This is a genomic window from Lentzea sp. NPDC006480, from assembly GCF_040611995.1.
Classification (GTDB): domain Bacteria; phylum Actinomycetota; class Actinomycetes; order Mycobacteriales; family Pseudonocardiaceae; genus Lentzea.
Window position 1 is genome coordinate 76,779 of record NZ_JBEXPJ010000003.1, and the last position, 21,728, is coordinate 98,506.

At 66.8% G+C, this 21,728-nt stretch carries 25 protein-coding genes and 1 tRNA gene; 7 read left to right on the forward strand and 19 right to left on the reverse strand.

Annotation, left to right across the window (positions count from 1 at the left end; translation table 11 throughout):
- The first annotated feature begins 24 nt into the window (after positions 1-24).
- From ABZX92_RS02475 to ABZX92_RS02495, 5 genes are all read left to right on the forward strand, one after another.
- Positions 25-159: a hypothetical protein gene (locus ABZX92_RS02475; protein WP_355552834.1), complete on the forward strand. Its 135-nt coding sequence runs from the start codon at positions 25-27 to the stop codon at positions 157-159.
- Between the two features lie 109 nt (positions 160-268).
- The gene (locus ABZX92_RS02480; RefSeq protein WP_355552836.1) at positions 269-793 is read left to right on the forward strand and encodes a DUF5753 domain-containing protein; all 525 of its coding nucleotides are present in this window, start codon (positions 269-271) and stop codon (positions 791-793) included.
- Between the two features lie 94 nt (positions 794-887).
- Positions 888-2,036: a replication-relaxation family protein gene (locus ABZX92_RS02485; RefSeq protein WP_355552839.1), complete on the forward strand. Its 1,149-nt coding sequence runs from the start codon at positions 888-890 to the stop codon at positions 2,034-2,036.
- A complete protein-coding gene (locus ABZX92_RS02490; RefSeq protein ID WP_355552842.1) occupies positions 2,027-2,293 on the forward strand; it encodes a hypothetical protein in 267 nt (88 codons plus the stop codon). Before ABZX92_RS02485 ends, ABZX92_RS02490 begins: the two co-directional genes overlap by 10 nt.
- On the forward strand, positions 2,293-3,879 hold the full coding sequence (locus tag ABZX92_RS02495) for a recombinase family protein (protein WP_355552845.1): 1,587 nt from the start codon (positions 2,293-2,295) through the stop codon (positions 3,877-3,879). The genes ABZX92_RS02490 and ABZX92_RS02495 overlap by 1 nt, the downstream gene beginning before the upstream one ends.
- 258 nt (positions 3,880-4,137) lie before the next feature.
- Here the strand turns inward: ABZX92_RS02495 and ABZX92_RS02500 are convergent.
- From ABZX92_RS02500 to ABZX92_RS02550, 11 genes are all read right to left on the reverse strand, one after another.
- Positions 4,138-4,214 (reverse strand) — tRNA-Leu (locus tag ABZX92_RS02500).
- 118 nt (positions 4,215-4,332) lie between these two features.
- Positions 4,333-5,436, reverse strand: a complete 1,104-nt coding sequence (locus ABZX92_RS02505; RefSeq protein WP_045310005.1) for a hypothetical protein — start codon at positions 5,434-5,436, stop codon at positions 4,333-4,335.
- A complete protein-coding gene (locus ABZX92_RS02510) occupies positions 5,433-5,555 on the reverse strand; it encodes a hypothetical protein (RefSeq protein ID WP_269083663.1) in 123 nt (40 codons plus the stop codon). Before ABZX92_RS02510 ends, ABZX92_RS02505 begins: the two co-directional genes overlap by 4 nt.
- 200 nt (positions 5,556-5,755) lie before the next feature.
- Positions 5,756-7,081: an NAD(P)/FAD-dependent oxidoreductase gene (locus ABZX92_RS02515; protein ID WP_355552848.1), complete on the reverse strand. Its 1,326-nt coding sequence runs from the start codon at positions 7,079-7,081 to the stop codon at positions 5,756-5,758.
- A 142-nt stretch (positions 7,082-7,223) separates the two neighbouring features.
- Positions 7,224-7,685: a hypothetical protein gene (locus ABZX92_RS02520; RefSeq protein ID WP_355552851.1), complete on the reverse strand. Its 462-nt coding sequence runs from the start codon at positions 7,683-7,685 to the stop codon at positions 7,224-7,226.
- The gene (locus ABZX92_RS02525) at positions 7,679-8,908 is read right to left on the reverse strand and encodes a DUF58 domain-containing protein (RefSeq protein WP_355552854.1); all 1,230 of its coding nucleotides are present in this window, start codon (positions 8,906-8,908) and stop codon (positions 7,679-7,681) included. Before ABZX92_RS02525 ends, ABZX92_RS02520 begins: the two co-directional genes overlap by 7 nt.
- Positions 8,905-9,846, reverse strand: coding sequence for a MoxR family ATPase (locus ABZX92_RS02530; protein WP_355552857.1), 942 nt, complete (start codon positions 9,844-9,846; stop codon positions 8,905-8,907). The genes ABZX92_RS02525 and ABZX92_RS02530 overlap by 4 nt, the downstream gene beginning before the upstream one ends.
- Positions 9,843-10,193 (reverse strand): hypothetical protein, encoded by a 351-nt coding sequence (locus ABZX92_RS02535; protein ID WP_355552860.1) that lies wholly within the window; start codon positions 10,191-10,193, stop codon positions 9,843-9,845. Before ABZX92_RS02535 ends, ABZX92_RS02530 begins: the two co-directional genes overlap by 4 nt.
- On the reverse strand, positions 10,190-10,792 hold the full coding sequence (locus tag ABZX92_RS02540) for a DUF4129 domain-containing protein (protein ID WP_355552863.1): 603 nt from the start codon (positions 10,790-10,792) through the stop codon (positions 10,190-10,192). The genes ABZX92_RS02535 and ABZX92_RS02540 overlap by 4 nt, the downstream gene beginning before the upstream one ends.
- A gap of 5 nt (positions 10,793-10,797) precedes the next feature.
- A complete protein-coding gene (locus ABZX92_RS02545) occupies positions 10,798-11,241 on the reverse strand; it encodes a hypothetical protein (protein WP_355552866.1) in 444 nt (147 codons plus the stop codon).
- Positions 11,241-11,933 (reverse strand): uracil-DNA glycosylase, encoded by a 693-nt coding sequence (locus tag ABZX92_RS02550; protein WP_355552974.1) that lies wholly within the window; start codon positions 11,931-11,933, stop codon positions 11,241-11,243. The genes ABZX92_RS02545 and ABZX92_RS02550 overlap by 1 nt, the downstream gene beginning before the upstream one ends.
- Here ABZX92_RS02550 and ABZX92_RS02555 point away from each other — a divergent pair.
- Complete coding sequence (locus tag ABZX92_RS02555) at positions 11,889-13,346, forward strand: peptidase S10 (RefSeq protein WP_355552869.1); 1,458 nt, start codon at positions 11,889-11,891, stop codon at positions 13,344-13,346. The genes ABZX92_RS02550 and ABZX92_RS02555 overlap by 45 nt on opposite strands.
- The gene (locus ABZX92_RS02560; RefSeq protein WP_355552872.1) at positions 13,343-13,771 is read left to right on the forward strand and encodes a GNAT family N-acetyltransferase; all 429 of its coding nucleotides are present in this window, start codon (positions 13,343-13,345) and stop codon (positions 13,769-13,771) included. The genes ABZX92_RS02555 and ABZX92_RS02560 overlap by 4 nt, the downstream gene beginning before the upstream one ends.
- Here the strand turns inward: ABZX92_RS02560 and ABZX92_RS02565 are convergent.
- From ABZX92_RS02565 to ABZX92_RS02600, 8 genes are all read right to left on the reverse strand, one after another.
- Positions 13,768-14,103 (reverse strand): hypothetical protein, encoded by a 336-nt coding sequence (locus tag ABZX92_RS02565; protein ID WP_355552874.1) that lies wholly within the window; start codon positions 14,101-14,103, stop codon positions 13,768-13,770. The genes ABZX92_RS02560 and ABZX92_RS02565 overlap by 4 nt on opposite strands.
- Before the next feature lie 110 nt (positions 14,104-14,213).
- On the reverse strand, positions 14,214-14,600 hold the full coding sequence (locus tag ABZX92_RS02570) for a hypothetical protein (RefSeq protein ID WP_045311987.1): 387 nt from the start codon (positions 14,598-14,600) through the stop codon (positions 14,214-14,216).
- Between the two features lie 247 nt (positions 14,601-14,847).
- Complete coding sequence (locus ABZX92_RS02575; protein ID WP_355552878.1) at positions 14,848-15,843, reverse strand: dipeptide ABC transporter ATP-binding protein; 996 nt, start codon at positions 15,841-15,843, stop codon at positions 14,848-14,850.
- Positions 15,836-16,822 carry an ABC transporter ATP-binding protein gene (locus tag ABZX92_RS02580; RefSeq protein ID WP_355552881.1) on the reverse strand — a complete coding sequence of 329 codons (987 nt, stop codon included), beginning with the start codon at positions 16,820-16,822 and terminating at the stop codon, positions 15,836-15,838. Before ABZX92_RS02580 ends, ABZX92_RS02575 begins: the two co-directional genes overlap by 8 nt.
- 9 nt (positions 16,823-16,831) lie before the next feature.
- Positions 16,832-17,806, reverse strand: a complete 975-nt coding sequence (locus ABZX92_RS02585) for an ABC transporter permease (RefSeq protein WP_355552884.1) — start codon at positions 17,804-17,806, stop codon at positions 16,832-16,834.
- Entirely contained in the window at positions 17,799-18,728 is a 930-nt protein-coding gene (locus tag ABZX92_RS02590) for an ABC transporter permease (protein WP_355552887.1), read from the reverse strand. The genes ABZX92_RS02585 and ABZX92_RS02590 overlap by 8 nt, the downstream gene beginning before the upstream one ends.
- Positions 18,729-18,850: 122 nt before the next feature.
- Positions 18,851-20,470, reverse strand: coding sequence for an ABC transporter substrate-binding protein (locus tag ABZX92_RS02595; RefSeq protein ID WP_355552889.1), 1,620 nt, complete (start codon positions 20,468-20,470; stop codon positions 18,851-18,853).
- 176 nt (positions 20,471-20,646) lie between these two features.
- Positions 20,647-21,588, reverse strand: a complete 942-nt coding sequence (locus ABZX92_RS02600; protein ID WP_355552977.1) for a Ppx/GppA phosphatase family protein — start codon at positions 21,586-21,588, stop codon at positions 20,647-20,649.
- Positions 21,589-21,728 lie beyond the last annotated feature (140 nt).

Sequence of the window (21,728 nt, forward strand, 5' to 3'; positions counted from 1 at the left end):
CGCGCGGCCATCGCAGGAGCTGGCATGACCTCGCGAGGGGCCGCTGAGGTCATGGACTGGGACGAGGCCAAGGTCTCGGACGTGGTGAACGGCAAAGGTGGCGCCAACCTCGTTGAGATCGCTGCGCTGCTGGGTGCCCTGCCGGGTCAAGTCGGATGAACGTGCTCATCTTCTGGCCCTGCACAGTGAGACGGCTGTTGTCGGCTGGTGGCAGCAGCACGGAGTGTGTTCGCCTATCGAGCTTCGTACTGTCGTTGAGAACCTGGCGGTGGCGGAGACGCTTACGTGCTGGCACACGCACGCGGTGCCGCTGTTCCTGCAGACGGCCGACTACATGCGCGAGGCATTGCGCGCCTCGGCCACGTCGCCGGCCGATGAGCTGGAAGACCGAGTTCAGGCGGGACTTGCGATGCAGCGACTGCCTCGACGAGGCACAACGTGCACGTACTTCATTCACGAGTTGGCGCTACAACTTCAGGTCGGCGGCGCTGAAGTGCAGGCCGGGCAGCTGCTGCATCTCATGTTCATGGCGAACCGCCCGAACGTCGAGATCCGGATCCTGCCGGTCGCCCGAGGTGCGCACGCAGGGCTGGCGGGGCCGTTCACCCTGCTGACGTTTCCTAAGTACGAACCGCTGGTTTGGGTTGGCGCAGAGAACTCCGCTCTCCTTGCCGAGTCGAGAGATGCGGTCGCGGGTTACGAAGCTGTCGTTCGCGCGCTGGATGCTGAGAGCCTCGACGAGGCCGAATCCAAGGATCTGCTTCTCCGCCTGCATGGCGTGACGAAGCCATAACGATCGACGATCGCGTGTCCTATTAGGCCTCGAAATCCGGAGTTCAGGGGTGCTTGAGCGACTACCGCTTGAGCAGCTCCGAAGGGAGAGGCCGATGGGCAACAGCGCGGGTTGGTCAGCGCGTGGTCCGGCACATGGGGAGGCGGATGTCCGGCGTTCTGAATCCGCTGGCCCAACCGCCGAGACGCGAAGCAATATCACCGCACGTCAGCAGTGGTATCGAGGAGAGTCGCCCAAAAGCCGACTGAGGAGTGACAGCAAAGGAACTCCCCACATTCGTGGACGGCGCGACGGCCGAGTCGGTGAGCCAGATGCGGCCCTGTGGTTCCGGCTCGTTGAGCGGGATCGACGGATCCTCGCCCTCCTGCACGAGCACAAGGTGCTCACCACCAACCAGATCGCGGCGATCGAGTTCTCGTCGATACGACGTGCTCAGGATCGTCTGCGACAGCTGCGTGAGCTGGGCGCGGTGTTCGCGTTCCGCGACTCGTACAGCGCCGGCGGCACGAGTCAGACGCGGTATGCGCTCGGTTACCGCGGTGCGCGGGTGATCGCTGCACAGCGCGCGGAGAAGCCGCCAGTGGCTAGCGCGTACGCAGAGCGCTTGGAGCGGCTGGGGTTGTGGCCGAAGCTGTCGCATCAGCTCGGCGTCAACGACTTCTTCTGTGGGCTGGCGGCGTTTGCCCGTACTCGCCCGGATGCCGCCCTCACTCAGTGGTGGTCGGAGAAGGCGTGCACCGAGTTCTTCTGGCACGGGGACATCAAGCTCAGGCCCGATGCTTACGGCTGTTGGGACGCGCAGGGACGCCGGGTGCGGTTCTTCCTGGAACACGACACCGGTACTGAGCCGCTGTCCAAGGTGGTGGGCAAGCTCGGTGACTACAGCCGTTTTGGCACCGACGTGTTCGGCATTCTGCTGTTCTCCGTTCACTCATCGCTGCGAGAACGGAACCTTCGCTCGGCGATGCGACAACAGCTCGGCTACGAGAAACCCGGCTTCGTCATCGCGACCGCGTCTCGTGACCACGGCCGTCCTGATGGACCTGCTGGGCCGATCTGGGCGGCGTGGTCCTTCCAAGACCAGGTCCAGGAACGGCGGCGACTGGCGGAGCTGCCGCAACGCGGCCCGCGCATCGCACAGCACGTATCCCCTGTTGGGCTCCCGTACAGCGAAGCGGCATGGGATCCCAACGACACCACCATGACCGGACAGGTCACGGGAGATGAGAGGCGATGGGAATGAACATTGTTCCACTGCCTCAGAAACCACCCTTTAGTGAAATAGAACCCTTGTGCGACAACGGTTCTGGACAGCAAGAGTGGCATTACAATCAAATAGGAAACCGCACGAGGAGCTGGGCGTTCTCCGGCCACGTGCGTTATGTCAGCGGCGCCGAAGGCGATCGTCTGCGCGGCGAACTGGCCGTCGTGATCAGAGACCTCCTCGACTGGGCTGCCACCCAGCACGCCGAACAGGTCGATGATCAGGAGGCTGCCTGATGAGCCAACCGCGGACGCACGCCGTGCCGTCTGGACCATCCGGTCTGTCGGACTACGCGGTCTCTCCACTCGGCATGCCGGTTGCGTTGCTGCGCAACGAAGTTCGCGTGGCGTTTCTGGGGCGCACGTCCACCGACGACCAGCAGGATCCGCGGCAGTCCATGCTGCGACAGCTTGGGAACTGCAAGGCGTCCATCCCCGAGTCGTGGGTGATCGTCGCGCACTTCTACGACGTCGAGTCTGGCCGCATGGAGTTGGACCAACGTGGGCGCGGCGAGAACTACGAGCGCTACGACATCCCGATCGCCCGTGACGGCGGTGTCACCGACCTGCTCGACGAGGCGGCGCACAAGGGCCGCAGGTTCGACGTGGTGATCTGCGAGAGCGTCTCGCGCGTTGCTCGGCGCACGTACGAAGGACTCTCGATCGAGCGAGAGTTGGAATGGGTCGAGGTCCCGTTGTTCGCCTCCAACGAGCCGATCACGCTGACCGGCAGCCGGGCGCAACGGATCCTGCAGCGGCGGATCAACCAGTCGGTGGCCGAGTACGAGGTGCTCAACACGCTTGAGCAGTCCTGGGGCGGGTTGTGCACGCATGTCCGCGAGGGTTGGAACATCGGCAAGCCGCCGTATGGCTACAAGGCCAAGACGTACCGGCATCCCAACCCCACCAAGGCTGCCAAGGGGCAGACCAAGACGCGGCTGGAGCCGGACGGCATCAAGGCCCAGACCGTCACCCAGATCGCGATGTGGCGCTACCACCAGGGCCTGGGCTACGGCACGATCGCTGACCTGCTCAACGCCGATCTCACCAAGTACCCGCCGCCTGAGCCACCCAGCAAGGCTCGTGCCAGAGGAGCTTGGAGCAAGTCCAGCGTCTGCGACCTCCTGCGGAATCCGAAGTACACCGGCTTCCAGGTGTTCAACCGGCGCGCGACGCGGTCGAAGCGCGGGAAGGTCAACTCCCCTGTCCTGTGGGTGTGGTCGCCCGAGCCGGTCCACGAGCCGCTGATTCCGAAGTGGATGTTCGACGAGATGACCGCGACGAGGAAAGCCCGGCAAGGCTCGCGAGACGACGACGCGAGTGTGCACTCCACCGCCACACGTACGTACCTGCTGCGCGGCATGGTGTTCGACGCGTGCGGCCGGCGGATGTACGGCAACTTCCGCAACCAGCGCGTCTACTACATGTGCTCAGCGCGCAGTAACAACCGCGGGCGGCCCGACAGATACTCCGACCATGCCGAGGTGGTCTACGTCCGCGAGGACGCGATCATGGAGGGCATTTCGGCCTTCTTCGCGGACCGCGTGTTCGGACCTGAGCGACGGGCGCTGCTCGAAGCTGATCTTGCAACCGTCGACGATCGCGAAGCCGAGCAGCGACGCGCTGAGGCGGAACAGGTCGAACGGACGCTCGCCGACATCGAGCGGAGGCAGGCAGCGATCCTCCGCCAAGCCCCAGGACGGCGACGACGCGTTCAGCCGCGGACTGCGGCAGACCTACAACGAACTGGACGAGCAGAAGCGGACGCTCGTGACGAACACCACACCGATTGGTACAGCAGTGCCAATCGGGCCGACAGGTGACGACATCGCGCTACTTGATGCGCTTCCGCACCTGGTCGCGAACTTGAGCAAGGCTCCTGACCTGCTGCTACGAAGGTTGTTCAAGATCACCCAGCTCGGCGTCCGCCTGAACGATGACCATGATCATCTTCTGGTTACTCTCCGGCTCCCCTCCGCGCATCTTTCGGAGGTAGCGGATACGGCCGAACGGATCGCCGAAGCCGTGGCTGGAACTAACAAAACGCCTGATCAGGCACCTGATCCTTATGCGGATCTAGTTGGTGCCCCCGACGGGATTCGAACCCGTACTGTGATCCTTTTAAGGGACCTGCCTCTACCGATTGGGCTACGGGGGCGCGGTGAGCCTAGGCCTTGATCGTTGGCTTGTGTGAGCGGATGGTCTTTTCTCGCCCGCACGGCCCAGCGAATTGGACTAGAACGAGCATCCGGGTAAGCATCGAACGGACCCGAACATCAGCGTGCCCTCCCCGCTCCGAGCAGCTCCTTGAAGCGCAGCGCTACCCAGTCGTGGACCGCGGCGGAGACCGAGTTGTCGCCGGCGCGATGCTCGAACCAGCGCCAGTCGCAGTTGACGTTGATCTCCAGGAACACGTGGTCGGAGCCGGTGACGAGCAGGTCGAACGCCGCCACCTGCACGCGCCAATGCCGTGCCAGTGCGAGCAAACGGTCGGACAAAGAAGAAGGCACCGAGGTGGGCGTCACGCGGACCGCGTCGGGGTCCACCCAGAGCTGGGCCGGGTCGAGCTTGTCGACCTGGAAGGCGATGCAGCGCTCCCCCACGACGAACACGCGCAGCTCGGTGTCGGAAGGGACGTACTCCTGGACGATCACCGGCGCGGGCTCAGGCGCGTCCGAAGCCCTGGAAGTCTCCAGAGGGCGCGGGAACAAGCCGTGTTGCACGCCGGGGCGAGGCTCCAACAAGTGCCGCCCAGCCGTCTTGACGATGCAACGGCCGCCGCCGGGGCGCGTACGGCCCGGACGTGTCGTCACGGCCGTGCGCGGCACACGCAAGCCAAAAGCAGATGCGTCGGAAAGCTGCGTGAGACGGTCCAGATGCGTCGAGAAGCGCGATGGGTTCACGTGCGCCCAGTCGGAGCGCGAAGACAGCCAGTTGGCCACTGAGGCCCATTGGTCGACCGCGTAGGCACCGGCCAGCGTTCCCGGCTCGACGGGCACGGCGGAGAGCTCGAAATGGCGGCGCCACACCAGAAGCGGGCGCAGCAGCCAGCGATCGAGTTCAACGAGAGGCTGATCCGTGTAGACGGACAGCGGGAGATCCACACAACGATCGGCGTCGATGCGGGCCATCCGGATGCCGCGCTCGGCCAGGGCGATGGAGAGCTCGTTCATCTCCATGTCGGCGGCGCGCGCCAGTACGAGCACACAGGGCTGGGGGTTGCCGTCGCCCTCGTCGACCATGCCGAGGCGGTGGACCTGCTCCTGGAAGTCCAGGCATTTCGGCGGCGAACGGAAGAGGTAGTCCTGACCCTGCAGCAGCAGAGGTCTGGCAGCCTCGGACGGGGCACCTGGCACCCGCCCGTCAGCTGACCTGCTCAATCGTCCTTCTTGCTGCGGAAACTCTGCCCCGCCTGCGCGTACTCTGCGGCGTACTGCGCCAACGCGGGGTCCTCGATCTCGCCACGACGAAGCTGTGCGGCCAGCTCCTCGAGAGACATCGGGATCACCTCTCTCCCCACACAGGCGAATCACGCATTCAGGTGATGCACCAGCCGTAGTCTCTGGTTCACGTAACGCAATGTCAAGGCGACCCTTGGAGCTTTACTCCGATTGGGCGCTCAAGTTCGGCCTCTGGCCCAGCGAGATGCCCCGAACGTGATAACGCTCGGGGCATCTCGCCACTCACAGAGAGTGAAGGTCAGCTCTGCACCGCGCGGTCGAAGTCCGACTTCGGGTCGTTGATCTGACCGAGCGCCACGACCTCGCGACCGTAGAACAACGCCTGCGTCCAGTCCATCAGCACGCGGAGCTTGCGGTTCACGGTCGGCATGAACGCCACGTGGTAGCTGCGGTGCATGAACCACGCCGGCAGGCCCTTGAAGCGCATGCCGAACACGTCCGCGACGCCCTTGTAGAGGCCGAGGCCCGCGACCGAGCCGAGGTACTTGTGGAAGTAGTCCTTCGGCTGCTGGCCGCGCATCTGCGCCACGATGTTCTTGGCCAGCAGCTTCGACTGACGGATGGCGTGCTGCGCGTTGGGCACGCACGTCGCCGTCGGGTCCTCCTCGATGCGCGAGAGGTCCGGCACCGCGGAGCAGTCACCCGCGGCCCAGACGCCGTCGAGGCCCTGGACCTGCATGGCGGCGGTGCACCGGACGCGGCCGCGCTCGTCGAGCGGGAGGTCGGTGTTGCGCAGCACCGGGTTCGCCTTCATGCCGGCGGTCCAGATGATCGTGTCGGAGTCGAACTCCGTACCGTCATCCAAAACCACATGCCCACCCTCGAGCGACTTCACGCGGGTGTCGAGGTAGATCTTGATGCCGCGCTTCTCCAGCGCCTCGACGGTCCACGCGCCGAGCTTGGCGGACACCTCGGGCATGATGCGGCCCATCGCCTCGACGAGGACCCAGTTCATCTCTTCGGGCTTGACGCCCTCGTAGTACCGAAGCGCATACCGCGTCATGTCCTCGAGCTCGGCGAGCGTCTCGATGCCCGCGAAGCCGCCACCGATCACGACGAAGCTGAGCAGCTTCTTGCGCAGGTCCGCGTTGTTCGTGCTGGCGGCCTGGTCCAGGCGCGACAGCACGTGGTTGCGGACGTAGATCGCCTCGCCGATCGTCTTCATGCCGATGCCGACCTCGGCCAGGCCGGGGATCGGAAGCGTGCGGGAGATCGCGCCCAGCGCGGAGACGAGCACGTCGTACTCGATCTCCTCGACGTGGCCGTCCGACAGCTCGGCGGTCACGATCTTGCGCGCGTGCTCGATCTTGGTGACGCGGCCCGTGACGACGTGGCAGCGCTTGAGCACCTTGCGCAGGGGGGCGACGACGTGGCGCGGCTCGATGGAGCCGGCTGCCGCCTCTGGCAGGAAGGGCTGGTAGGTCATGTGCGGCTGCGGGTCGATGACGGTGACAGATGCCTCACCGGAGCGCAGTTTCTTCTGCAGTCCGAGAGCCGTGTACATCCCGACGTACCCACCGCCGACAATGACGATTCGTGTGGGTTGCGACTTCACAGCAGCCATACACATATGGTCGCACCAGGACCCCCTTTTTCGCGCGTCACAAGGGGCCGTTGTGACTACCGTCGCCGGGTGATGCCGAACACCATCGCGACTGACCTGCGCCTTGAGTCGGAGTTGAGGAGTTCTCGCTGAGAGGGACGATTCAGATCCTCAGCGCGACGACCGCGATCACGACCGTCAGAGACCCTAGTCCGAGCAGCTCCACGAGGCCGATCGCAGGCCCTGATGGGATGAACGCGGCGAACGTCGCGACACCAAAAGAGATCGCCTGGACAATGGCGAACCGGCGCGCTGGTGCTTTCAGCGCAGCGAGCTCGATTTTCGTTTTCACCGGAACGACCGCCGCCAATGCGGTCGTCACGTGAACCAGGTGCAGCGCCGGGATCATGAGCCACACGCCCAGCCGCAACGGGTGCCCGTCGCCGAACGCCATCGCGAGCGCCGCGTAGCCGATCAGCAACGCCGGACCCGCGCTCCCCGGCATCAGCGCCGAGAGCACCGTCAGCGCCGCCACGATCACCAACGGCGCCACCGTGTCGGACTCCAGGTGCAGGATCAGCGCCACGGGCAACGCCGCGAGCACGATCGCCAGCCGCATCAGCATTCGCGCGTCACCTTCACCCCGTGCTCGGCCATGCGCCGCAACCGCAGCCGGTGCTCCGCCGCGATCATCTCGGCCGCGACCTCACCCCACGGCGTCTCGGCGTCGGGCTTCAGCGGCAACGGCAGCGTGCTGATCGCCAGCACGACGTGTCCGTGCTTGCGGGTCTGCACGGCCAGTTCGGCGATCTCGTCGTCGAGGAACGGCGACAGCAGCACGACCACGCATCCGTGCGGCAGCTTCCGCAACGCCACGCGCGACGCCCACCCGGCCGCCTGCACGCACACGACGAGCTGCGTGCGGATCCGCATCAGGTGCCGCCGCCCGACGCCGGAACGGACGTTGAGCTGCGGCCGGCTCAGGTCCATCAACCCGACCCGGTCGCCCTGCCTGAGGTACCCGGCGGCCATCGACGCGGCCCGCCGCACCGCGCGGTCCAGGCTGCCACCGGGCCGGGTCGTGGCCCCGTAATGAGGAGAGGACCAGTCGGCGACGTTCACGCCGACGTCAGTGCGAGTGTCGAGAGCCAGCACGATCTCCGCGTCGGCCTCGGCGTGCCGTTCGCGGACGTGGACGGTGCCGGTGCGCGTCGTCACCCGCCAGTCGATGCGCTTGAGCCGGTCGCCGGGCTGGAACACCCTGATGTCGCGCAGCTCCGTCGAGTCGCCCGCCCGCGGCGAGCGGTGGATGCCGACCAGACCGGCGGGGCGTGGCGGCAGCGGTCCGGACGGGTGGTGCTCGACCGGCGGCAGGATCGTGCGGACGTGTTCGACCCCGACGATCGGGCCGTAGACGTGCATCCCGTCCGGCCCGGCGAACAGGTGGTCGAGGCGAAGATCGACACCAGGCCCCCACGCGTCCCGGCGGATCTCCACCGGCAGGTCGGGCGAGTGCGCCGGGACAGCGCGAACACCACCCGGCAGCTTGATCACCGCGATCTCCGCGTCCGCGCCGTCGACCTTCGCGACGGTGTGCACGATGCCCGCGCCCGCGCCTCGCGGCACCGGCCGGACGCTCACCGTCGGCTTGCCGTGCGGTTTGTGCGAGAGCAGCACGGACAACACGAGCGGCACACCGAACAGCACCAGCTCGACCTGGTGCAAGAACATCCCCGCGACGATCAGCCCGGTCCCGAGCCAGACCGCGCGCGAGTACGCGTCCGTCGGGTGCCAGTGCGCGCCGTGTGACTGGGCGAACGCCTCCCTGATCTTGTCCGCTCTGCTCATGAGCTGGGCGGGCCCGGAACCTTGCCGAGCAGCTCGGTGACGACCTGCACCCCGCTCACGCCGGACGTCCACGTCTCCGGCTTCAGCACGAGCCGATGCGACAGCACGGCGACCGCGCACTCCTTGACGTCCTCAGGCGTCACGTAGTTGTGTCCGTCCAAAGTAGCCAGAGCGCGTGCGACGAGAACCAAGCCCTGGGCACCACGCGGTGACGCACCGACCTCGACGGACGGGTGCTGCCGCGTGGAAACGGCCAGATCGACGCAGTACCGCAGGAGATCGTCGTCCACTGTGGTCTGTTCGAGCTCGTGCTGCAGCTCGGCGAGTCGGCCGGGCACCAGCACCGGCGGCACCTCGGCCTCCTCCTTCTGCCGCGCGAGCCGTCGCCTCAGCACCTCTACCTCTTCCTCGGCCGGCGGATAGCCGATGTCGAGTCGCACCAGGAACCGGTCGAGCTGCGCCTCGGGCAACGGGTAGGTGCCCTCGTACTCCACGGGGTTCGACGTCGCGAGCACGTGGAACGGCTTCGGCAGCGGGAACGTGCGCCCCTCGACCGTGACCTGCCGCTCCTGCATGGCTTCCAGCAGCGCGGACTGCGTCTTCGGCGGTGTCCGGTTGATCTCATCGGCCAGCAGCAGCCCGGTGAACACCGGCCCCTGGTGGAAGTCGAACTCGCGGCTGCCGGGGTCGTAGAGGAACGACCCGGTGACGTCCGCGGGCAGCAGGTCCGGCGTGCACTGCAGGCGGCGGAAGTCGAGGCTGAGCGCCTGCGCGAGCGACCGCGCGATCAGCGTCTTGCCCAGGCCCGGCACGTCCTCCAGCAGCACGTGCCCACCGGCCAGCACGGCCGCCAGCGCGAGCCGCACGGTCCGCGTGCGCCCGACGACGACCTTGCCGATCTCGTCGAGAACGGCCTTGGCCTCCAACGCGATGCTCACTCGACCCTCCTGAGCCTCTCTGCGAGTGATTTCGGGTCGGGCATCTCGGATGCGTCGATCCCCAGTCGTTGCAACCGGCCGCGGAACCGTTCCTGGTACCGCCGCGGGCTTTCCGCCGCCTCTTCCAGCCTGGACGCGAGCGTGCTGGCGTGCGCGGTGCTGATCGAACCGGGCGGCGGCGGTACCGGGCTCCACACGATGTCCGTGGCGCGTTTGAGCCTGCTGACCAGCACGGCGAACGCGGTCGGCGGCACGGCCAGCGCGGCCGCCCAGAACGGTTCGGCGCCGAGCAGCCAGATCGCCACACCGATGATCACTCCGACGCCCAGCGCCAGCGCGGTCTTCACGCGAGCTCCCGAACGATGCGGTCCAGTTCCCGCCGCGCTTCCTGAGCCTGCTCCGCGCTCACGTCCTCGTGCCCGAACCGCGCCCGCTGGTAGAGGTTCCTGAGGACGGTCGCGTCGACACCGAGCTTCTCGGTGAACTCGGTCGGCGTCTGGTGCGGCAACCGCTCCTCGGCCTCCTCCAGCGCGAGCCAGGCGGCGATCACGGCGTCGCGCGGCGGCCGTTGCGGGTGGTTCGTGAACTCCTGCAACGCCTTCTCGACGCGCTGGACCACCGACGACGTCGGACCGACCTCGAACTCCTCGATCTCGACGCCCCTGAGGCCTCGGCGACGACGCCAGCGCGGCAGCTCCAGCGCCAGGATGATGCCGACCAGTCCGAAGAGGACCAACCCGGTGAGCACCAGCAGGTACACCGTGAACGGCACGGCGAACACGTCGGGCAGCTCCTGCGGGATCGGCAGGTCCATCGACGGTTCGCGGAGCTGGGACGGTGTGTCGTCCTTCATCCGGTTGACGAGCGTGACCGGCGACGAACCGCTGGCCGCGACGACGACGATCAGCAGCGCCACCACCGCAACCGCAGCCCGCCACCACTTCATGCGGATCAGCCTTGCACGGATCCGAGGTGCCGGGATGATCCTTCGGCCAACTTGCTCGTGAGGTCCGGGTTCTCGAGCAGCGGCACCACCTCGCGCAGCACCGCCGCGTGCTCGCCGATGCGCTTGCGCACCACGTGCCCGCTTCCGCCGCCGGCCGGCACGTCCCGCTCCGGCCCCAGCCCGAGCATCGCGTAGACGGCGCCCAGGTGGGCATCGACGTCCGGCCGGTACATCCGCACCTTCGTCGTGATGCCCCGTTCCCCCTGGTGCCACGACCAGACGCCGATCGAGATGAGCAGGTTCGGCTTCTCGTACCGCAGCCCGCCGTGGTCCTGATGTCCGTGCGGCTCGACGACGTGCGGCCCGCTGAACCCGTACTTCTCGACCAGGAACGAGAACGCCGCCGGCCCCTCGGTCCACAGCACGTGCGCGGGACTGCGCTTCCCCATCAGCTGACCGCCCGCCGCAGCACGTCCTGCAGCATCTCCTGGGTCAGTTTCCCCGTGTAGGTGTTGTGCGGCGACACGTGGTAGCACCCGAACACCCGCAGCCCGCCCATCTCCACCTCGACCCCGTGCCCGAACTTCGGCCGCTCCGGTCCCAGCAGCGGCAGGAACGCCTTCCACCCGAACCCGCCGAGCACCAGGACGGACCGCAGGTTCTTCATCAGCCCGATCTCCTCGCGCAGGAACGGCGAGCACCGGTCCCGTTCCTCAGGTGTCGGCTTGTTCTCCGGCGGCGCGCACCGCACGGGTGAGGCCATCCGCACGCCGCGCAGCTCCATGCCGTCGTCCCGCGACCAGGCGTGGGGCTGGGAGGCCAGCCCCACCTCGTAGAGAGCGCGGACGAGGAAGTCACCGGAGGCATCGCCGGTGAACATCCGCCCCGTCCGGTTTCCGCCGTGCGCTGCCGGGGCCAGACCCACGATCAGCAGCGACGCGTCCATGGGACCGAAGCCCGGCACCGGCTTGCCCCAGTAGTCCCAGTCCCGGAACGCGGCACGTTTCTCCGCGGCCACGGACTCGCGCCACACGACCAGGCGCGGGCACGCTCGGCACGCCGTTATTCGATCGTCGAGTTCCGTAGTGTTGCTCCTATGTCCGAGGAGAAGACCGAATCCAAGCCCGAGTCTCCCGCTGATGACCTGGTCACTACCCAGCACAGCATCACCGTCAAGGGCCGCGAGCTGAACTACACCGCCACCGCCGGGCGTGTCGTGCTCAAGGAAGAAGTGCTCAAGGACGGTGTGTTCGAGGGCCACAAGCCCAAGGCAGAGGTGTTCCTCACCGCGTACACACTGGACGGCGCGGATCCGCTGAAGCGCCCCGTGACGTTCGCGTTCAACGGCGGGCCCGGCTCCGCGAGCCTCTGGCTGCACATGGGCGTCCTCGGGCCGCGCCGGGTGCTCAGCGGTGACGTGGGCAACCTGACCGCGCCGCCGTACGGCCTCGCGGACAACGAGGAGAGCCTGCTCGCCGAGAGCGACCTCGTGTTCATCGACCCGGTGTCGACCGGCTTCTCCCGGGCCGCGCAGGGCGAGAAGCCCGGCAGCTACCACGGCTACCAGCCCGACATCGACTCCGTCGGCGAGATCATCCGGCTGTGGACCTCGCGCAACGGCCGGTGGATGTCGCCGAAGTTCATCTGCGGCGAGTCGTACGGCACGCTGCGCGCCGCCGGTCTGGCCGAGCACCTGCAGAAGAAGTACGGCATGTACCTCAACGGGCTCATGCTGATCTCCTCGGTGCTGGACTTCGCGACGCTGGAGTTCAACGAGGGCCACGACCTCGGCTACACGCTCTTCCTGCCGACGTACGCGGCGATCGCGCACTACCACGGCCTGCACGGCGACCGGCCGTTGAAGGAGCTGCTGGCCGAGGCGGAGGAGTTCGCCTCGCGCGACTACCCGTACGCGCTCGCCCGCGGCAACAGGCTCTCCGAGGTCGAACGTGCCGCGACGGTCGAGAAGCTCGCGCGGCTCACCGGCCTGTCCGAGGATTATGTGGACGCGGTCGACCTGCGCATCGAGCACATCCGGTTCTTCACCGAGCTGCTGCGCCGCGACCGCAAGACCGTCGGGCGTCTCGACGGCCGCTTCACCGGGTGGGACAAGGACTACGGCCGCGAGGAGATCTCCGCCGACCCGTCCATCGACGCGATCCTCGGCCCGTACGCGGCGTCGATCAACCACTACCTGCACGCCGAGCTCGGCTACTCCAACGACCTGCCGTACGAGACCCTCTCGCGGGCCATCGAGCAGTGGTCGTACAAGGAGTTCGAGGGCCGCCACGTCACCACCGCGGGCAAGCTCTCCGCGGCGATGCGGGCGAACCCGCACCTGAAGGTCCACGTCGCGTTCGGCTGGTACGACGGCGCCACGCCGTACTTCGCGGCCGAGCACCTGATCGCGCACCTGCAGATCCCGAAGGAGCTCACCGCGAACATCGAGTCGGCCTACTACCCGGCCGGCCACATGATGTACGTGCACGAGCCCAGCCGGATCCAGCAGTCCGAGGACCTGGCCGCGTTCGTGCGCAACTCGTCCAACACGTGATCCTGGACCTCTCCGACGACGCCGTCCTGCGCGAGCTGTGGACGGTGCAGCGGCTGGCTTACGCCGTCGAGGCCGAGCTCATCGGCTTCGACGGCATTCCACCGCTGCACGAGTCGCTCGAAGACCTCAGGGCGTGCGGTGAGACCTTCTTCGGGCTGTACGACGAGGAAGGTCTCACCGGCGCGGTCTCGTACCTGCTCGACGGGTCCACTGTGGACATCTGTCGGCTGGTCGTGCACCCGCGAGCACATCGTCGTGGCATCGCGTCGAAGCTGCTCGACGCGCTGCCGGACGGGCCGCAGACCGTCAGCACCGGCACCAAGAACGAACCCGCGCTCCGGCTGTACCGGAAGCGGGGGTTCGTCGAGACGGGCCAGGACATGATCGCCCCGGGGGTGACGATCACGCGCCTTGTGAAGCCCTAGGCCCACTTGGTGTCGAAGCAGTTCGCGTCCACGTAGTCGCGAACGGGTGCCGGGTCGCCGGCCGCGGCGCGAGCTGCCGCGTCCCGCACGAACTGGCGGCCTGGCTTGTCGTCCTCCGGCGGATAACGCGTCACGAGGTTCGTGATCGCGTCGAGCGCCGACCCCGCCGCTGCCGAGTCGCCACGGCTGACCGCGGCGTCCCACGAGCGGTACCAGGCGCACGTGTTCACGACTGCCAGCGCCTGGCGCGCGAAGCCCTGCTCACCGGCTGGCGGCGTGGTCGCTTTGATCAGCGCCTCCAGATCGGGCCGGACGTCCGCGGGCCACTTCATCGTCGAATAAAGCGAACGAACCTCATCCGGATATCCGACTGGAGAAGCGGGCGCTGCAGGCGCGGCACCGCACCCGGCCACGAACAACAAGAGCAGGCAGACGAAACGCATTAGTTCACGTTCCACCAGACGTTGCCGTTCCACGTGTCCGTCGAGTTGCTGCCGTACGACTTCGCGGAAAGGCAGAAAACGGTGCTCGCGCGGAAGTTCGAGCCGATGCGGACGCGCGGCGTCGGGTCGGCGTTCTGCAGGCGCACCTCGGAGCCTTCGGCGCCACCTGAACAGCGGCGCCACTTCACGCCGATCTCCGGACCGTCCGTCTTGTTGACGTAGATGTTGGTGCCGCCGACGGTGATGGTCCGCGCGGTGGAGTAGTTGACCCACTCGCCCTTGCGCAGGTTTCCGGAAAGACCGGACGAAGAAGCACTCGCAGGCATCGCGGTGGCGACCAACGCGCCGATCACACCGACCGCGACGACGAACATCTTTCTCTTCATCGCTTTTCCTCCCCAGTAGAGGGTGGCTGGAAGAACGCGATGAAAATTAGCCACGCGACGGTGACCGGGATACCGCCGGAAGAGCAGCGACCAACGACGCACAGGACTACTTGGATAGTCACCAACTGGGCCGAGAGAGTGACGACAAGCCACCAGCAGGGTGTCGCCGCACACCGTCAACGCTAGAACGCCCAGCACAACGAAAAAGGGGCCACACCAGCGGTGTGACCCCTCATTCAGGTGAACATCAGACGACCGCGCGCTCCTCGGCGAAGTGGCACGCCGCCGGGTGGCCCCCGTTGCGCGGCACCAGCTCCGGCACCTCGGTGGCGCAGACGTCCTGCGCCTTCCAGCACCGCGTGCGGAACCGGCAGCCCGACGGCGGGTCGATCGGCGACGGCACGTCACCCGTCAGGCGGATGACGTCGCGCCGGCCGCGCTGGGTCGGGTCCGGCACCGGCACGGCGGACAGCAGTGCCTGCGTGTACGGGTGCATCGGCCGCTCGTAGATGTCGTCCTCGGTGCCGATCTCCACGATCTTGCCGAGGTACATCACCGCCACCCGGTTCGACAGGTGGCGGACCACCGACAGGTCGTGGGCGATGAACAGGTACGACAGGCCCATCTCGGCCTGCAGGTCGCCCAGCAGGTTCATGACCTGCGCCTGGATCGACACGTCGAGCGCGGACACCGGCTCGTCGCACACGATCACCTTGGGCTTCAACGCCAGCGCACGCGCGATGCCGATGCGCTGACGCTGACCGCCGGAGAACTGGTGCGGGTACCGGTTGATGTGCTCCGGGTTGAGACCCACGATCTCCAGGAGCTCCTGGACCTTCCGGCGGCGGTCGCCCTTCGGCGCCACCTCGGTGTGGATCTCGTAGGGCTCACCGACGATGTCGCCGACCGTCATGCGCGGGTTCAGCGACGTGTACGGGTCCTGCAGCACGATCTGGATGTTGCGGCGCAACCTGCGCAGCTCCGCACCCTTCATGCCGAAGATGTCGCGGCCCTCGAACTTGGCCGAGCCCGCCGTCGGCTGCTCCAGGCGCATCAGCACCTGGGCCAGCGTGGACTTGCCGCAACCGGACTCACCCACGACACCGAGGGTCTCGCCCTTGTTCAGCGTGAACGAGACGCCGTCGACGGCCTTGACGTGGCCCACGGTGCGCTTGAACAGCACGCCGACCCGGACCGGGAAGTGCTTGACGAGGCCATCGACCTCAAGAATCGGCTCAGCCACGAGCGACGACCTCCTCCGCGATGTGGCACCGGCTGGTGCGGCCCATGCCGAGGTTGTGCACGGCCGGCACCTCGGAGACGCACCGGTCGAACGCGCGCGGGCAGCGCGGGTTGAACGGGCAGCCGGGCGGGATGTTGGTCAGCGACGGCGGCAGACCCTTGATCGTCTTGAGCTCCTGGCCCTTGAGGTCCAGGCGCGGCAACGACTCCAGCAGCGACTCGGTGTACGGGTGCCCCGGCGCGCGGAACAGCTCGTACACGTCGGCGTGCTCGACGATGCGGCCCGCGTACATGACCGAGATCCGGTCCGCGACGTCGGCGACCACGCCGAGGTCGTGGGTGATCAGGATCATGCCCATCTCGCGTTCCTTCTGGATCTCCGCCAGCAGGTCCATGATCTGGGCCTGCACGGTGACGTCCAGCGCGGTCGTGGGCTCGTCCGCGATCAGCAGCTCTGGGTCCAGAGCCAGCGACATCGCGATCATCGCGCGCTGCCGCATACCGCCGGAAAACTGGTGCGGGTAGTCGGAGATCCGGCCCTTGGCGTTCGGGATCTTCACCTGGTCCAGGAGCTCGACGGCGCGCTTGCGAGCGTCCGCTTTGGACATCCCGCGGCGGACCTTCAGCTGCTCCTCGATCTGGAACCCGACGGTGAACACGGGGTTCAGCGCCGAGAGAGCGTCCTGGAAGATCATGGCGATGCCCTCGCCGCGGATCTGGCGCCGCTCCTCCGCGGACTGCTTCAGCAGGTCCTCACCGCGGAACTTGATGGTGCCCTTGGTGATGAACGCCGGCGGCATGTCCAGGATGCCCATGATCGTCTGCGCGGTCACGGACTTGCCGGAGCCGGACTCTCCCAGCACGGCGAGGGTTTCCCCCGCCGAGACGTGGTACGAGACGCCGTTGAGCACCTTCGCGACACCGTCGCGGGTGCGGAATTCCACGTGGAGATCCTCGACCTCCAGCAATGGCTGAGTCACAGGATTCCCCTATCGGGACTTGGGGTCGAGGGCGTCGCGCACGGCGTCGCCGAGCATGACGAAGGCCAGCACGGTGACGGTGACGAAGCCGGCGGGGAACAGCAGCATGTGCGGTGCCGACTGGAAGTAGTCGCGCGACTCCGAGATCATCACGCCCCACGACACGACCGGCGGGCGCAGGCCGATGCCGAGGAACGCGAGCGTCGCCTCGGCCCCGATGAAGGCGCCCAGGGCGATCGTCGCGTACACCAGCACGGGGGCCACGGTGTTCGGCAGCAGGTGCCGGAACACGATCCGCAGCGGCGAGGCGCCGAGACCGCGAGCGGCCTTCACGTAGTCCTGCTGCTTCGCCACCAGCGTCGCGGAACGCATGATGCGCATCGCGACCGGCCACGACAGCACCGCGATCGAGAGCACCACCTGCGTGACGATCCGGATGACGCCGGGGTTCTCCGAAGGCGCGTTGAGCGTCGTCAGGATGACGATCGCGCCGAGCACGAACGGGATGCCGGCGAAGATGTCCGCGAACCGGGACAGCAGGCTGTCGATCCACGTCTTCGCGTAGCCCGCGATGATGCCGACGATCGAGCCGATCAGCACGGTCAGCAGCGTGGCGAAGATGCCCACCAGCAGCGACGCGCGGGCGCCGTGCATCGCGCGGGCGTAGACGTCGTAGCCCTGCAGGTCGTAGCCGAACCACGCGTCGCCGGACGGCCCCTGCAGCGACTTGTCGAGATCCGCGTGCCGGGGGTCGACCGACGTGAACAGCGTCGGCCAGATCGCCATCAGCACGATGACCGCGATGATCACCAGCGAGATGATGAACGTGGGCTTCGTGCGCAGCTCACCCCACGCGTCGCTCCAGAGCGAACGCGGCTTCTTCTGCTTCTGCGACGAGTCGTCGACGTGGCTGAGCTGGTCGACACCGGCCGCCGCGGCCGCTTCGAGTCCGGAACCGCCGGACACGGATCCTGGGTCACTCATAGCGAATCCTCGGGTCGAGAACGGCGTACAGGAGGTCGACGAGCAGGCTCGCCAGCAGGTAGACCAGCACCAGCAGGGTCACGATGCCCGTGACCATGATGCCTTCCTTCTCCTGGATGCCGCGGAAGATCAGGCCGCCGATGCCGTTGATGTTGAAGACGCCCTCGGTGACGATCGCGCCACCCATGAGGCTGCCGAGGTCGGTGCCGAGGAACGTGATCACCGGGATCAGCGAGTTGCGCAGCAGGTGGATGCCGACGACGCGGGTCTGCGGCTGGCCCTTCGCGATCGCCGTGCGCACGTAGTCGGCGCGCCGGTTCTCGACGATGCTCGAACGGGTCAACCTGGCCACATAAGCCATCGAGAGACTGCCGAGCACGAAGCCGGGCAATATCAGCTCGCCGATCGTCGGATCGGAGCTGACCGAGGTGTCCATGATGTCGAAGCCCTGCGGGCCGAGGTAGAGCCGCAGCACGAAGCCGGTGACGAAGACCGGCAGCGAGATCAGGAACAGGGTCGAGACCAGGACCAGGTTGTCCAGGAAGCCCTGCTTGCGCAGGCCGGTGAGGATGCCGGCGGTGATGCCGATGATCGCCTCGATGATGAGGGCGATGATGCCCATCTTGAGGGTGATCGGCCACGACGTGCCGATCTGCTCGCCGACGGACACGCCGTTGAAGGTGGTGCCGAAGTCGCCGACGAGGAGGTTGCCGAGGTACTTGAAGTACTGGACCAGCAACGGGTCGTTGAGGTTGAGCTTTTGGCTCATCTCCGCGATGTAGGCCGGATCGCACGGCCGCTGGCCGCACTTGCCCGCGAAGGGATCCTGGGGGATCGCCCAGACCAGGGCGTAGATCAGAAAAGTGGTCCCGAGGAAGACCGGTATCAGCTGCAGCAGACGGCGCAGCACATAGCGACCCATGAGGTCGGCTCCTTGCGTGGTGGGGGGCGCCCCGAGCCTGAACACCGCTCCGGCCCCGCGCCCGTAACGTTCGACGGACGCGGGGCCGGAAGGGTTTTACTCAGAACTCAGGTGTTCGGCAATCAGGCCTTGACTCGGAACGACTCCAGAACGCCCTGGCGCTTGAACGACATCTTGGCCTCGAGCAGGTTCTTCGAGCGACCGCCGATGCCCTTCTCGTTCCAGGTCGGCATGGAGGGCAGGTCCTTGGCGATGATGTCCTCCGCCTGCTGGTACAGCTTGATCGCCTCGTCCTCGTTGGCCGTCTCGTCGGCCTTCTTCAGGAGCGCGTCGACCTCGGGCTTCGAGTAGTTCGAGTCGTTCGACGAACCACCGGTGCGGTACAGCGGGTTGAGGAAGTTCTCGATCGACGGGTAGTCGGCCGACCAGTCCGAACGGCTCATGCCGGTCAGCTGCTTGCCGTCGACGATCTGGCGGAACGCACCGAAGTTGGTGGCACCGACGAACTCGCAGTCAACACCGAGCGTCTGCTTGATGCTGTTGCACGCCGCCTCGAGCGGCTCCTTGCGGCCACCGTCCTGGTTGGACTGGATGGTCAGCTTGCCGGTGAAGCCCGACTCCTTGAAGAGCGCCTTCGCCTTCTCCGGGTTGTACTTGCAGTACTCGCCGCAGGTGTCCGCGCGGTAGCCCTTGATGCCGGGCGAGACGAAGCTGGTGGACGGCACGTACGAGCCGGCCAGCACGGTCTTCGTGATCTGCTCCCGGTTGATGGCCATCGAGACGGCCTGGCGCAGCTTGACGTTCTGGAACGCCGGGATGTACTGCGGGAACGCGATCGCGCTCTGGCCAAGGAGGTTCGCGGTCACGACCGCGTCACCCAGGTCCGCCTTGTACTTCTCGCCGACCTTGGCCGACGGCGGCAGGGCCTCCATGAAGTCCAGCTTGCCCGCGACCAGGTCCTGGTACGCGGTCTCCTGGGAGGAGTAGATCTTGTAGTCCAGGGTCTTGAAGTGGACCTTGTCCTCGCCCTTGTAGTCGTCGAAGCGCTCCATCTTGATGAGCGCGTTCGGCGTGCGGGAGACGAACTTGAGCGGGCCGTTGCCGATCGGCTTGGCCTCGGCGGCCTTCGGGTCCTTGAAGAACGAGTCCGCCATCGGCGAGAACGGCGTGTAGCCGATCATCGTGGTGAAGACCGAGGTCGGGCCGTTCAGCGTGACCTTGAACTCGTAGTCGCCGACGAGCTCGAGACCGGACATCTTGTCCTTGGCCGGCGTGGCCTTCTCGTCCTCGGGGTGCACGTCCGCGAAGCCCTGGATCGGGGAGAAGAACGACGCCGCCTGCTGGGCGTTCGGCGCGTACGCGGCCCAGTTCCAGGCGTCGACGAAGTTCTTCGCCTTGACCTCGGTGCCGTCGTGGAACTTCCAGCCCTGCTTGAGCTTGATGTCGTAGACCTTCGCGTCCGAGGACGTGATCGACTCGGCCATCAAGTTGTAGGGGGCGCCGTCCTCGGCCTTGTAACCGACCAGCCGCGAGAACAGCGAGTCGGTGACCTTGCCACCGCCGGCCTCGGTCGTGTTGGCCGGGAACAACGTGCTCTTGGGCTCGGTGCCGTAGATGGACACCGTGCCGTCCGGGTTGTCCTTGCCGGCCGCAGTGGAGCCACCCCCACCGCCGCCGCACGCGCTGAGCGTCATGGCCAGCGCGGCTGGCAGTGCCACCCACGCAACCCGTGATCGCGACATCAGTCTCTCCCGCCTTTCCCCGGCGTCGGCGCAGTTATTGCGCACGCACGCCTCCCCGGGAGGTCTCGTCCACCTCCCAAAACGTGAGAGGACGTTAACCGGGGTGTCCAGGAGTACGCGCATCGAAAGCGGTCACAAAGTCGTCACGATCACCTCAAGTCGACCTTAATTCTCCGCTAGACCAGCGAAAACGCGATGCCGTCGAGGATGTCGTGCTCACTGCACACGAGCGTGCGAATACCCGCGCGATTCGAGAGCTCCTCGGCAATCGCACGCAGAACGATGGCTCCACCGCAGATCACGTCCACCCGACCGGGATGCATGGGCCCGAGCGAGGCACGCTCATCATGAGTCATCGACAGGATACGGTCGGTGATTTCTTCTACATTGTCAAGTGTGATTCGGCTGAGGTGAATAACGTCGCTGTTGTACACCTCCAGCCCCTGGACCAGGGCTGACAACGTCGTGACGGTCCCGGCGACGCCAATCCACGTCCTCGTCTTCTCGACGGGCACGACTTCGAACGCCTCTTTGATCTGCGCCCGCGCAAACGCTTCCGCCGCGGCGATTTCCTCGGGTGCGGGCGGGTCGGACTTGATGAACCGCTCGGTGAGGCGCACGCATCCGATGTCCATCGACCGCGCGGCCTCGACCTCGGTGCCGCCGCCGAGGACGAACTCGGTCGAACCTCCACCCAAATCGGTGACGAGGAAGGGTCCCTCTTCCGGGTCAAGGTCGGCGACCGCGCCGAGATAGCTCAGGTGTGCTTCTTCGTCCCCGGTGATCACCTCGGCGGGCGCGCCGAGGATCTCCTCGGTCATGCCGAAGAACTCGTCCTGGTTGCTCGCGTCGCGCGTGGCACTGGTGGCGACCATGCGTGCTCGCTCGACGCCCTTGCGTTGCATCGTGCGCGCGTAGTCGAGCAGGGCCTGCCGGGTGCGCTCGATCGCGTCGGGGTGGAGCCGCCCGGTCGCGTCGACGCCCTGCCCGAGCCGGACGATCTGCATCTCGCGGTGCACGTCCCGCAGCCACGCCGTGCCGTCGTCCCGCTTCGTCACGTCGGCGATCAGCAGCCTGATCGAGTTGGTCCCGCAGTCGATGGCCGCAACCCGCGACATGATCACCCCTACTTCTGTGCCTGACACTCCGCGGCAAGCATGGCGTAGACGTAACTGTCGGCCCACTCGCCCTTGACCGTCATGTCCTTCCTGAAGTGCGCACTCAGCCCGGACGCGGTGCAGCTCGCGCATGGCCAGGC